General features: G+C 66.3%; 10 protein-coding genes and 1 tRNA gene. 10 read left to right on the top strand and 1 reads right to left on the bottom strand.

From position 1 onward, the window contains the following. Window positions 1-149 precede the first annotated feature (149 nt). From FJU11_RS11640 to FJU11_RS11610, 7 genes are all read left to right on the top strand, one after another. Window positions 150-968: a carbohydrate ABC transporter permease gene (locus tag FJU11_RS11640; protein ID WP_210242885.1), complete on the top strand. Its 819-nt coding sequence runs from the start codon at window positions 150-152 to the stop codon at window positions 966-968. A gap of 4 nt (window positions 969-972) precedes the next feature. Further along, a complete protein-coding gene (locus FJU11_RS11635) occupies window positions 973-1,821 on the top strand; it encodes a carbohydrate ABC transporter permease (RefSeq protein WP_141167229.1) in 849 nt (282 codons plus the stop codon). A gap of 4 nt (window positions 1,822-1,825) precedes the next feature. After that, entirely contained in the window at window positions 1,826-4,009 is a 2,184-nt protein-coding gene (locus FJU11_RS11630) for an alpha-galactosidase (RefSeq protein ID WP_141167228.1), read from the top strand. Further along, window positions 4,009-4,776 (top strand): SDR family NAD(P)-dependent oxidoreductase, encoded by a 768-nt coding sequence (locus tag FJU11_RS11625; protein WP_141167227.1) that lies wholly within the window; start codon window positions 4,009-4,011, stop codon window positions 4,774-4,776. The genes FJU11_RS11630 and FJU11_RS11625 overlap by 1 nt, the downstream gene beginning before the upstream one ends. After that, entirely contained in the window at window positions 4,773-5,720 is a 948-nt protein-coding gene (locus FJU11_RS11620) for a 2-dehydro-3-deoxygalactonokinase (RefSeq protein WP_141167226.1), read from the top strand. Before FJU11_RS11625 ends, FJU11_RS11620 begins: the two co-directional genes overlap by 4 nt. Continuing rightward, on the top strand, window positions 5,717-6,355 hold the full coding sequence (locus FJU11_RS11615; protein ID WP_141167225.1) for a 2-dehydro-3-deoxy-6-phosphogalactonate aldolase: 639 nt from the start codon (window positions 5,717-5,719) through the stop codon (window positions 6,353-6,355). Before FJU11_RS11620 ends, FJU11_RS11615 begins: the two co-directional genes overlap by 4 nt. 105 nt (window positions 6,356-6,460) lie before the next feature. Further along, window positions 6,461-8,419 carry a beta-galactosidase gene (locus FJU11_RS11610; protein ID WP_141167224.1) on the top strand — a complete coding sequence of 653 codons (1,959 nt, stop codon included), beginning with the start codon at window positions 6,461-6,463 and terminating at the stop codon, window positions 8,417-8,419. 370 nt (window positions 8,420-8,789) lie between these two features. Here the strand turns inward: FJU11_RS11610 and FJU11_RS11605 are convergent. Next, window positions 8,790-8,863 (bottom strand) — tRNA-Gln (locus tag FJU11_RS11605). A 333-nt stretch (window positions 8,864-9,196) separates the two neighbouring features. Between FJU11_RS11605 and FJU11_RS11600 the strand changes: the two genes are divergently transcribed. The 3 genes from FJU11_RS11600 to FJU11_RS11590 all read left to right on the top strand — a co-directional run bounded on the left by FJU11_RS11600 (window position 9,197) and on the right by FJU11_RS11590 (window position 12,572). Beyond that, on the top strand, window positions 9,197-10,735 hold the full coding sequence (locus FJU11_RS11600) for a Ppx/GppA phosphatase family protein (RefSeq protein ID WP_407946709.1): 1,539 nt from the start codon (window positions 9,197-9,199) through the stop codon (window positions 10,733-10,735). Next, entirely contained in the window at window positions 10,735-11,448 is a 714-nt protein-coding gene (locus tag FJU11_RS11595; protein ID WP_141167222.1) for an RlmE family RNA methyltransferase, read from the top strand. Before FJU11_RS11600 ends, FJU11_RS11595 begins: the two co-directional genes overlap by 1 nt. A 152-nt stretch (window positions 11,449-11,600) precedes the next feature. Next, a complete protein-coding gene (locus tag FJU11_RS11590) occupies window positions 11,601-12,572 on the top strand; it encodes an MBL fold metallo-hydrolase (protein WP_141167221.1) in 972 nt (323 codons plus the stop codon). The last annotated feature ends 11 nt before the right edge of the window (window positions 12,573-12,583 follow it).

Raw genomic sequence — 12,583 nt, 5'->3', positions numbered from 1 at the left:
CCTGATCGACTTTTGGGAGGATGACGATGAGCACCGCCGCAGCCTCTGCCTCGGCCACCGCGGCCAATCTCGAGCAGCGGCGCATGCCGTTCTGGAAGCGCAACCAGCGCAGGCTCGCGCCGGCCCTCTTCCTGGCGCCCGGCGCGCTGATGTTCCTGGTCTACGTCATCCTTCCGATCTTCGAATCGATCTGGATCTCGTTCTACCAATGGGACGGGCTGAGCGAGATGACGTGGATCGGGCTCAGCAATTATACCGAGCTTCTCGGCGATCCGGCGTTCTACACTTCGCTGTGGAACAACGTCCTGTGGCTCGTTCTCTACCTGCTCGCGATCCCGGCCGGCCTGATGATCGCGATCTTCCTGAACCAGAACGTCATCGGCATCCGCGTCTACAAGTCGCTCTTCTTCTTTCCTTTCGTCATCAGCCAGGTGGTCGTCGGCCTCATCTTCTCGTGGTTCTACGCGCCGAATATCGGGCTCTTTCCGCAGATCACCGATGCGCTCGGTCTCGGCAAGATCGCGGTGCTCGCCGATGCGCGGTTCGTGACCTACGGCATCATCGCCGCCGGGCTCTGGCCGCAGATCGCCTACTGCATGATCCTCTACCTGACGGGGCTCAACAACGTCTCGCCCGAGCAGGTCGAGGCAGGCAGGCTCGACAACGCCAAGGGCTGGCGGATGCTGTGGTACGTGATCTTGCCGCAGCTTCGCCCGGCGACCTTCATCGCCATGGTCGTGACGGTCATCGGCGCGCTGCGCTCCTTCGACCTCGTCTCGATCATGACCGATGGCGGGCCTTACGGCACGAGCCGGGTTCTCTCCTTCTACATGTACGAGCAGGCGCTTTCGGAATACGGCTACCGCATGGGATACGGCGCGGCGATCGCCGTCGTCCTCTTCCTGATCATGATGCTTTTCATCACCGGCTTCATCTGGCGCATGGTGATCACGGAACGGGAGGGCTGAGGCAATGTTTCCACGTCCGATCGAACGCGCCGGCACCGGTGGACGTGCGCTCTACCAGGTGGCGCTTCCCGTCTCGCTGATCATCTGGCTCCTGCCGCTGATCGGCATCGCGATCACTTCGATCCGCCCGGCGAGCGACCTTGCCAACGGCAACTATTTCGGCGTGCCGAGCCAGATCGCGTTGTCGAACTATCTCGACGTCTTCCGCCAGTCGCCGATGGCGCAGTACCTCTTCAACTCGCTGCGCATTACCGTGCCGGCGGTGATCGGGGCGGTGGCGCTTTCCTGCCTGACGGGCTTCGCGCTCGCGACCTATCGCTTCCGCACGAACCTTCTCGTCTTCTTCATCTTCGTCGCCGGCAATTTCGTGCCCTTTCAGATCCTCATGGTGCCGGTGCGCGACCTGACGCTGAAGCTCGGGCTTTACGACACGGTGACAGGGCTCGTGCTCTTCCACGTCGCGTTCCAGACGGGCTTCTGTACGCTCTTCATGCGCAATTTCATCAAGGCGCTTCCCTTCGAGCTTCTGGAATCGGCACGGGTCGAGGGCGTTTCGGAATTCCGCATCTTCTGGCACATCGTGCTGCCGCTCATGCGCCCGGCGATCGCCGCCCTTTCGGTCCTCGTCTTCACCTTCGTGTGGAACGACTATTTCTGGGCGCTTGTGCTGACGCAGGGTGCCGGTGCGCAGCCGGTGACGGCGGGGCTCTACACGTTGAACGGCCAATGGGTGGCGTCGTGGCAGCTCGTCTCGGCCGGTGCCATCGTCGCCGCCCTGCCGCCGGTCGCCATGTTCTTCCTGATGCAGCGCCACTTCATCGCCGGCCTCACGCTCGGCGCGACGAAGGGCTGATCGCTTGACCACGCAGAGCGAACCGAAGGTCACGCGAACCTGGCGCCTCGACAGCGCCTGCCAGACGCTGGTGCTCGCCTCCTACGACGACGGGCTGCCCGAGGTGATCCACTGGGGTGCGCTCATTGCAGTCAACGAGGATCTAGGTGCCCTTGCGCGAGCCGGCCGCCGGCCGCTGACGAACGGCGTCCTCGATCAGATCGGCTCGCTTTCCGTCTGTCCCGAAGAGGGTCGGGGCTTCCAGGGCCAAACGGGCATCGACGCGCGAGACACGGAAGGTCGGCCGCTGCTTACGCAGTTCGTATTGGCCGAGTCGGCAGTGGCGCGATCCGACGCGTTGGTCGTCGAAGCCTTCGATGAAAAGTACGGTCTGACCTACCGAGCCACGTTCGCCATTGCGGTGGATGGCGGCGTCATCGAAGGCGAAGCCGAACTCGTCAATCGGGGGACGCGCGACATCCATGTCGACTGGCTCGCCGCGCCGGTGCTGCCGTTGCCCGAAACCGCGTCCCATCTTCTCGAGTTCGCCGGCCGCTGGACGCGTGAGTTCGCTCTAAGCCGGGTGCCGATCCAGCGCGGTGTGCATCTCCGCGAAAGCCGGCGCGGGCGTACGGGGCAGGACCATTTTCCGGGCCTCGTCGTGCCCGATCGCGGAACCGGCGAGCATTCCGGCAGCGCGCACGCGCTGATTTTTGCGTTTTCCGGCTGCCATCGCATTCTCGTCGAGGAACTGGCCGACGGGCGGCGGCAGCTTCAGGCCGGACTTTGCGAAGGCACGCGCCTTTCGCCCGGCGAGACGCTTTCGTCGCAGCGGATCTGCCTCGCCCATTCCGACACGGGGCTGAACGGGCTTTCGCATACCCTGCAGCGCCATGTGCGCGAAGCCGTGCTGCGCTGGCCGCAGCCGCAACGTCCGCGCCCGGTCCACTACAATTGCTGGGAAGCGGTCTATTTCGACCACGACGTGGCGACGCTCAAGGACCTGGCCGAGCGCGCGGCGGCCCTCGGTGCCGAGCGCTTCGTCCTCGACGACGGCTGGTTCGGCAGCGCCGGGCAGAGCCGCAACGACGATACGACGAGCCTCGGCGACTGGACCGTCGACCGGCGCAAATATCCCGACGGCCTCGACCCGCTGATCGACCACGTCGAAGCGCTCGGCATGAATTTCGGCCTGTGGGTCGAGCCGGAGATGGTCAATCTCGAAAGCGCGCTCGCTCGTGCCCATCCCGACTGGCTGATCGCCTCGGAAGGTCGCGTCCAGATCGAGGGGCGAGGCCAGCACGTGCTCGACCTGACCAACCCGAAGGTCGTCGATTACCTCTTCGAACGTCTCGACGCGCTGCTGTCGGAGCACAGCATCGACTACCTGAAATGGGACATGAACCGCGATCTGACGCTTGCCGTCGATCGTGCCGGCATGCCGCTGCTGGTCCGCCAGACGGACGCGCTCTACGCTTTGTTCGAACGGCTGGCGGAAGCCCATCCGTCGGTCGAGATCGAAAGCTGTGCGTCGGGTGGCGGACGCATCGACTACGGCATCCTGCGCCACACGCAGCGTGTCTGGCTGTCCGATTCCAACGACGCGCACGAGCGCTGGCGGATGCAGCACGAAGCGATGCTGTTCCTGCCGCCGGAGATCGTCGGCAGCCATGTCGGCCCGCGTCATTGCCACACGTCCGGACGCGTTCTACCGATGGCGTTTCGTGCCGGCGTCGCGCTTTCGGGTCATATGGGCTTCGAGATGGACCTGCGCGAGCTCGACGGAGAGGAAGCCGCGACGCTCACGCGCTACACGCGCTTCTACAAGGAAAATCGCGACTTTCTGCATGCCGCGCGGCAGTTCCGTCTCGAGCCGGCGCGCGATCATGTCCGCGCCCATATGAGCGTCGACGCAGACGCTTCGCGCTTTCTCCTCTTCTGCGGCATGCTCGCCGCGGAGCCGAACGAGACGGCTTCGCCCCTGAAGCTCGCCGGCCTCGAACCCGAAGCGCTCTACCGCGTTCATCTGTGGAACCGGGACGAAATGACGGTGCCCCCCACCCGTTCCTTCGCTTCGCCGCTCGTCGGTGACGACGGGCTCGTTCTTTCCGGTTCCGCACTCATGCGGGTCGGCCTCGTCCTGCCGCTCGCATTTCCGGACCGCATGTGGATCGTCACGGGCGAACGCCTGGAAGGGAATCAGTCTTGATGCAGCCTGCCGCCATTCATCCCGATCTACAGGATCGTTCCGTGCTGATCAGCGGAGGCGGGTCGGGCATCGGCGCGGCGCTGACGGAAGGTTTCGTCGCCCAGGGCGCGCGCGTCGCCTTCATCGACCGTGCCGTCGAGCCGAGCGAAGCGCTTTGCGAACGCCTTTCCGACGGAGCGCGCCACGCACCGCGCTTCATAAAAGCGGATCTTCGCGACATCGCGGCCTTGCGCGCGGCCGCTGCCGAAGCGGCCGAACTGAACGGGCCGGTGACGGTCCTCGTCAACAACGCCGCGCGCGACGATCGTCACCGCATCGAGGACGTCACCGAGGAATACTGGGACGACAATCAGGCGACGAATTTGCGCCATCATTTCTTCCTCGTTCAGGCCGTGGTGCCCGGCATGAAGGCGGCCGGAGAAGGCTCGATCGTCAATTTCTCCTCGATCTCCTACATGCTGAACCAGGGTGGCATGCCCTCCTACACGACGGCGAAGGGCGGCGTCGTCGGGTTGACGAAGGGTCTTGCCGGCGAACTCGGACCGTTCGGCATCCGCGTCAACGCCGTGGCGCCCGGCTGGGTGATGACCGAGCGCCAGAAGGAACTCTGGGTCACCGAAGAAGCGCTTTCGGAAATGCTGGATCGGCAGTGCCTGCCGCGACCGCTCGAACCGGCGGATATGGTCGGCCCGTGCCTCTTTCTCGCTTCGAGCGCGGCGCGCGGCGTCACGGCGCAAGTGCTGGTCGCCGACGGAGGGACGCAATGAGCGGCACGCCGTCCTTCGCCGCCGTCGACTGGGGCACGTCGACCTTTCGGGTCTGGCTCCTCGATGCGGCGGGCGACGTGCTCGCCGAGCGGCGCAGCGACGAAGGCCTGCGGACCGCCGCCGAGCGCGGCTTCGCGCGTGTATTGGAAACCCATCTCGAGGCACTCGGCGCGGACCCTGCCCTGCCGGCGGTCGTGTGCGGCATGGCCGGTTCGCGCCAGGGCTGGCAGGAAGCGCGCTATCTCGACGTGCCGACCCGCCTTGACGCCATCGCCGGGAACGCCGTCCGCATCGATGGCATCGACCGGCCGGTGCATATTCTCCCCGGCCTCGCCCAGCGCGACCGGCAGACCGCCGACGTCATGCGTGGCGAGGAGACGCAGCTTCTCGGGGCCATGACGCGTGAGGACGACGGGACGGGCGACGTGCTCTACTGCATGCCGGGTACGCATTCGAAATGGGTGCGCCTGCGTGACGGCACGGTCACCGGCTTTTCCACCTTCATGACCGGCGAGGTCTACGCACTGATGGTGCGCGAATCGATCCTGGCGCAGACGCTCGGCGACGCGATGGACGTCGATGCCGATGCGCCGGCCTTCGCGAAGGCGGTGCTTGCCGCCCATGACGAGCCGGCGCTTCTCATGCGCTTCTTCTTCGCGCTGCGCGGTTCGAGCCTGCTCTTCGGCGAGGAGGCGACCGTCGCTAGGGCGCGGCTTTCGGGATATCTGATCGGCGCCGAACTCGCGGGAAGCCTGCCTGCCGAGCGCGACGGCGCGGCGATCCGCCTGCTCGCTTCCGGTGGCCTCGGCGCCCTCTACAAACGTGCCCTCGATACGCTCGGCGTGACGCATACGAGCGTCGATGCCGACGAGGCGGTGCGTGCCGGCCTCGCCCGTGCCGCCGCCGCGATCCACCCTGCCGTCACGGAAGGAGCGCACTCATGAACCGGATCGCCTGGCCCGAAATGCGGCGCTCGCTCGTCGCCATCCTGCGCGGCATCCGTCCCGACGAGGTCGAGGCGGCGATCGACGAACTCGTCGAGGCTGGCTTCACCGCGATGGAAATCCCGCTGAATTCGCCCGAGCCGTTCCGTTCCATCGAAATGGCGGCGAAGCGCGCGCCGGAAGGCTGCCTGATCGGCGCGGGAACGGTGCTCGACACGGGATCGGTCGATCGGCTGAACGATGCCGGCGGCCGGTTGCTCGTCGCGCCGAACGCTGCACCGGCGGTCATCGCGCGCGCGGCTGCGTTCTCGATGGTGACCATGCCCGGCGTGATGACGCCGAGCGAGGCCTTCGTCGCGCTCGATGCCGGCGCCTCGGCGCTGAAGTTCTTCCCGGCGAGCGTTCTCGGTCCCGCCGGCATCGGCGCGATGATGGCCGTCCTGCCGAAGGATGTACCCGTTGGTGCGGTCGGCGGTGTTTCGGAGAAGAACTTCGCCGATTACGCCGCCGTCGGAATCCGCACCTTCGGCCTCGGTTCCAGCCTCTACAAGCCGGGGATGGACGCCGCCGAGATCGGCCGGCGCGCCCGAACGGCCGTCGCCGCCTATGACGACGTGTTCGCCGAAGCAGCCTGAAGCCGCTTCATCCGTCGGACCATCACGCAGTTCCTTTTCGGCAGCCGGCGATGCCTCGACGCGCCGCCGGCTGCCACACCAATAGCTTCCTAGGAGATCGCCCGCATGTCCGCACCTGCCCTCGGCGTTTGCTACTATCCCGAACACTGGCCGGAATCGATCTGGGCCGAAGACGCCCGGCGCATGAAGGATCTGGGCCTGAGCTTCGTTCGCATCGGCGAGTTCGCCTGGTCCCGGCTCGAGCCGAAACGCGGCGATCTGCGTTTCGACTGGCTCGAACGGTCGATCGACACGCTCCATGGCGAGGGGCTGAAAGTCGTGCTCGGCACGCCGACGGCGACGCCGCCTAAATGGCTCGTCGACGAGATGCCGGACATGCTGCCCGTCGACGAGAACGGTCATCGCCGTGCCTTCGGCTCGCGCCGGCACTACGACTTTTCGCACGAAGGCTACCGCGAGGAGTGCGCGCGCATCGTCACGGCGCTCGCCGAGCGCTTCGGAAACCATCCGGGCATCGCCGCCTGGCAGACGGACAACGAATACGACTGCCACGGCACGGCACTTTCCTATTCGCCCGTCGCCCTTGCCGCCTACCGCGCGTGGCTGAAGGAGAAGTACGGCACCATCGACGCGCTCAACACGGCATGGGGCAACGTCTTCTGGTCGATGGAAGTCGACGATTTCGATCGGATCGAGCTGCCGATCGCCACGATCGCCGACGCCAACCCGCCGGCACGCATGGATTTCCGCCGTTTTGCCTCCGATCAGGTGGTGAGCTTCAACCGGCTGCAGGCCGACATCATCCGCAAGCATTCGCCGGGGCGCGATGTCATCCACAACTTCATGGGGCGCACGACGACCTTCGACCATTTCGACGTCGGTGCCGACATCGACGTGACGAGCTGGGACGCCTACCCGCTCGGTTTCCTCGACGACCGTTCCGACCGCGACGACGAATGGAAGCGCCGCTTCATGCGCGCCGGCGATCCCGATTTTCAGGCGTTCCACCACGATATCTACCGCGCGACCTCGAACGGGCGCTGGTGGATCATGGAGCAGCAGCCCGGACCGGTGAACTGGGCCTCGCACAACCCGACGCCACGCGAAGGCCAGGTGCGGCTTTGGACCTGGGAAGCCTTCGCCCACGGGGCCGAGGTTGTCAGCTATTTCCGTTGGCGGCAGGCGCCGTTCGCACAGGAGCAGATGCATGCCGGCCTGCTTCGTCCGGATTCGGGAGAGGCCCCGGCCTTTCCGGAGGCGAAGAAGGTCGCCGAGGAGATCGCCGTGCTCGACATAGGCGCAGAGAGCGGGCAGTCCGCCGCGGCCATCGTCTTCGACTATCCGTCCTCCTGGGCGTGGGAGATCGAGGATCAGGGCGCGGAATTCGACTATTTCCGGGTCGTCTTCGACACCTATTGCGCCATGCGCCGGCTCGGCCTTTCGATCGATATCGTGCCGGCTTCGGTCAGCGATCTTTCCGGCTACGGCCTCGTCGCGGTCCCGGCGCTCTTCGCCTTTACGGAGAACCTGACGCAGGCACTCGCCGCCTTCGAAGGCGAGGTGCTCCTCGGGCCGCGAAGCGGCGCCAAGACGAAGGACTTCGCCATCCCTGAAAGCCTGCCGCCCGACCTTCCCGCCGACATGCTCGACATGAAGGTCGCCCGCGTCGAAAGCCTGCGCGGCGACGTGCCGGTGCCGACGGGCGCAGGTGCCTTCCGCTTCTGGCGCGAGTTCGTCGAGGTCGGCCCGAAGGCCGAGACCGAACTCGCAAGCGCCGACGGCGAGCCGGCGCTCGTGCGCCAGGGCAACCTCGTCTACATGGCCGGCTGGGGCGACGAAGCGCTTCTCGAAGCGACGGTCAAGGCGATGGCCGAACGGGCCGGGCTTTCGACCGTCGACCTGCCGGACGGCGTGCGGCTGCGCCGGCGCGGACGTCTCGTCTTCGCCGTCAATTACGGCAACGAGCGCTTCGACCTGACGACGCTCGGCCTCGGCGGCACGGCCATTCTCGGCAGTGCGGACCTCGCCCCAAGCGGCGTCGCGATCCTCGAGGGCACGCGCTGATCCATGCGAGTTGCGGAGCCGACAGCGCGGAGCCGGACGATAACTGCGGCCGCGAGGTGCGCCGAAACTTCGGTCTCGTCCCCGATGGGGTCTTGAACATGATCGCTCGCGCACGGCATCCGTGATTGCGCGGAGAAGACGCTGCGCGAGCAATTATCCGCATAAAAGGCAGCTTAGTTACTCGGGGGACGGGACCAAGCACTCTTGTGGCTCACGCCTTCCCCCCTGAACTTCGTTCGCCAAATCGAAATCCGTCGTGTCTTTTCCCTGCTGCACCCTGACCGGATTGGGCCAGCCCGGTGAGGCAAGACAGTACCAGCGAACGATCGACTGGTCGAAACGGCGCGAAATCAGGAGCTTTCGGGAAAGTTGGCTGGGGAACCTGGATTCGAACCAGGACTAACGGAGTCAGAGTCCGTGGGTCTACCGTTAACCTATTCCCCAATCGCGGCGCATGGTTGCCGCGGGGTCGCCGTTTGGCGGCGACGGGGGCCTTATAATCAAAAGGCGGTTGGGATGCAAATCGGGGATCGAGAGTTTTTTCGGCCCGGCGCGTGGAGCGCCCGGTCAAGGGGCGCGGAAAAAGAATTTGGTGAAAGGCGGCGTGGCTGCTACCGTCCGGGCGACGACATATCGAGAGCGCCAGCTGCATTCCCGGTGATTTTGCGCGGCGCCTGATGGGCTATCGAAGTGACCAACCCCGATCGCGGTGAGGAGCCGTCACAATTCGGGGCGCCACCGGCAATGGCGCCCGCATCGCCAAGACCGCACCATCCTATGGAGGCGGAAAAAGGCGAAGGTACGTCGGCGAACATGGCCGACGGACGGTCGCGCGCCGATGCGGACGCCGCGGCGGGTGGCGAGCCTGCCTCCGGTTCCTCCGAAACATCCGGCGAAGATCATTCAAACAACCGAAAGCGCCGGCGGCGCCGATCCAGGCGGGCGCGGGCACGCGGCAAGCCTTCCGGCGCGAACGATCGCTCGCAGGCCCCGTCCGACGAAGACTGCAACGCCGGATCCAGCGGTGCTGCCGGACGAAACTCCGCGAAGGGGTGCCGCCAGCCGCAGGGCAGGCCGCTTGCGGGCGTGAAGGGCGCGAAGCCTGCGCATCGCGCTGCCTCCAGAGACAAAGCGGCGGTCTGTGCGGAGGAAGGGGCGTCTGGAAGCGAAGCCGCGCGCTCGGCCACCGGAAGGGACTGCGCGGGCGATGTGCCGTTGGCCGGTTCGCCCAAGCGTTCGGGCGGGGATCGGGCCGCAAGGTCCGGCGAACGGGGCCGCGGACCCTGGGGCCATCGCGACAATCCTCTCTACGCGGCGCTCGATCTCGGCACGAACAATTGCCGCCTGCTCGTTGCGCAGCCGACGCGGCCCGGGCAGTTCCGCGTCGTCGATTCCTTCTCGCGCATCGTCAGGCTCGGCGAAGGCCTGATCGGCAGCGGTCGGCTTTCGGAATGCGCGATGGACCGTGCCGTCGAGGCGTTGAAGGTGTGCGCCGGGCGCATCGCCTCGCGCTCGATCCGCAGCCAGCGCCTGATCGCAACGGAAGCGTGCCGCTCGGCGGTCAACGGGCCGGAATTCCTGGCGCGCGTCGAAGCGGAGGCAGGCCTCGCGCTCGAGGTCGTCGACCGGGAAACGGAAGCGCGGCTTGCCGTTTCGGGATGTTCATCGCTGGTCGAGCCGGACACGCGTTCGGTCGTCCTCTTCGACATCGGCGGCGGTTCTTCGGAGATCGCGCTCATCCGTCCGGCGAGCGAACGGCCCGGCCGCCTCGCGCGGCATATCCACGCCTGGACGTCGCTGCCGGTCGGCGTCGTGACGCTTTCCGAGCGCCACGGCGGGCGCGAGGTGACGCCCGAGATCTTCGAGGCGATGGTTGCCGACGTCGCCGGCATGCTGGCCGGTTTCGAGTGTCCGGGCGCCGAAGACGACGATGGCGGGTTCCATCTGCTCGGCACCTCCGGCACGGTGACGACGCTTGCGGGCGTGCATCTCGACCTTCCGCGCTACGACCGTCGCCGCGTCGACGGACTCTGGCTGACGAGCGAGAACGTCGACTGCATGATCGCGCGGCTGCTTTCGTGGGATTTCGACCAGCGCTCGGCCAATCCGTGTATCGGCGCCGACCGGGCCGACCTCGTGCTTGCCGGCTGCGCCATTCTCGAGGCGATCCGGAGGCGCTGGCCGGCCGAACGCATGCGCGTCGCCGATCGCGGTCTGCGTGAAGGGTTGCTGACGGAAATGATGGCGGCGGACGGCGTATGGCGACGTGGACGGCGCGGCGGCAGAAGGGGCGGCGCGCGCCGCGGCGGGAACTGATGGCCCGACCGACGGGGTCCTCCGCAAGCGGCCGCAAGCTCGGCCAGAAGGTGCGCAAGGGCCGGCGCAAGGCTTCCTCGCGTCACTGGCTTCATCGCCATATCAACGATCCCTACGTTCAGCGGGCCCAAGCGGACGGCTATCGCTCGCGCGCGGCCTACAAGCTTCTGGAGATCGACGAACGGCATGACATCCTGAAGGGGGCCCGGCGTATCGTCGATCTGGGTGCGGCGCCCGGAAGCTGGTCGCAGATCGCAGCGGACGTGACCGGTTCCACCGACGAAGCGCCGCGCGTCGCGGCCATCGACTTCCTCGAGATGAACCCGTTGGCGGGCGTCGTCGTCCTCCAGATGGATTTTCTGGACGAGACCGCGCCGGCGGCACTCCTCGAAGCGTGCGGGGGCGCGCCGGACCTCGTCATCTCCGACCTTGCCGCCCCGACGACCGGCCACCGCCAGACCGACCATTTGCGCACCGCCTTCCTCTGCGAGACGGCAGCATGGTTCGCGATCGAGGTGCTGACGCCCGGCGGCCATTTCCTCGCCAAGACGTTTCAGGGCGGGGCGGAACGGGATCTCCTCATGCTGCTCAAGCGCTGCTTTCGATCCGTGGTGCACGTCAAACCGCCGGCTTCGCGGTCGGAATCGGTCGAGATGTACGTGCTCGCCAAGGATTTCCGCGGCCGCGACGCGCTCGAGCGGGAGACGTCCTGAAGGGCGTTCGCCGCCGGCCATAGACGCGACCGTGACGCGCACGTCCCGCGATCACATTCGTGTCATTTCGGCTGCGGCGAATTGTCCGGTCCACAAACGACCCCACCTGTCGAAGCGCATGCTCATTCGAAGTCGAACAGGGAGACGCCTTCATGCCCGTTTCGAGACGCAGCCTCTTCGCCATCGCCGGAACCACGGTGGGTGCGCTTGCCATGCCCGCGATCGTGCCCGCACGCGCTGCGGCGCCCGCGATGCAGCCCGACCGATCGGCCGACTTTCGCCGGTTCCACATCGGCGAGTTCGAGCTCACGGCGCTTTCGGACGGACATCGCACGGCTTCCGATCCGGGTTCGATCTTCGGCACCGAGCAGGACAAGAAGACGATCGCCGATCTGGCACGGGCGAATTTCCTGCCGGCCGACAGCATGCGCTCGAGCTATGCGCCGGCGCTTCTGAATACCGGCGAGGAACTCATTCTCTTCGATACCGGAAACGGAGCGCGCGGACGCGAGAACGGCACGGGCAGAATGCTCGCAGCGCTGAAGGCGTCGGGCTACAAGCCGGAAGATGTCTCGATGGTCGTGCTTACCCATTTCCACGGCGACCACATCGGCGGGCTGATGGAAGACGGTGCCCCGACCTTCGCCAATGCGCGCTACGTCAGCAGCCGCAAGGAATACGATTTCTGGACCGACGACGCGCTGAAGGGCACGAAGGCGGAAGGCAACCACCAGATGGTGGAGGAGCTCGTCGTGCCACTGAAGGACAAGTTCTCCTATGTCGGCGACGGCGATACGGTGGCAAGCGGCGTCAGGGCCATGAACGCCTTCGGGCACACGCCCGGCCACATGATCTTCCGCATCGAATCGGGCGATCGCAGCCTGGTCATGACGGGTGATACGGCGAACCATTTCGTCTTTTCGCTGCAGCGGCCGGAATGGCTGGTCGCCTACGACATGGATCACGGGCAGGCGACGGCGACGCGCAAGCGCGTCTTCGACATGATCGCCAAGGAACGGGTGCCGTTCCTCGGCTACCACATGCCGTTCCCCTCGCTCGGCTATGCCGAAAAGCGCGACGAGGGCTACTACTTCGTGCCTGAAACCTACCAGCTCGCCGGCTGAACCATTCGGCG

Origin of the sequence: Pararhizobium mangrovi (assembly GCF_006516965.1) — a bacterium.
In the GTDB taxonomy this organism is placed as follows: domain Bacteria; phylum Pseudomonadota; class Alphaproteobacteria; order Rhizobiales; family Rhizobiaceae; genus Pararhizobium_B; species Pararhizobium_B mangrovi.
This window is presented reverse-complemented; position numbering and strand designations above follow the sequence as displayed.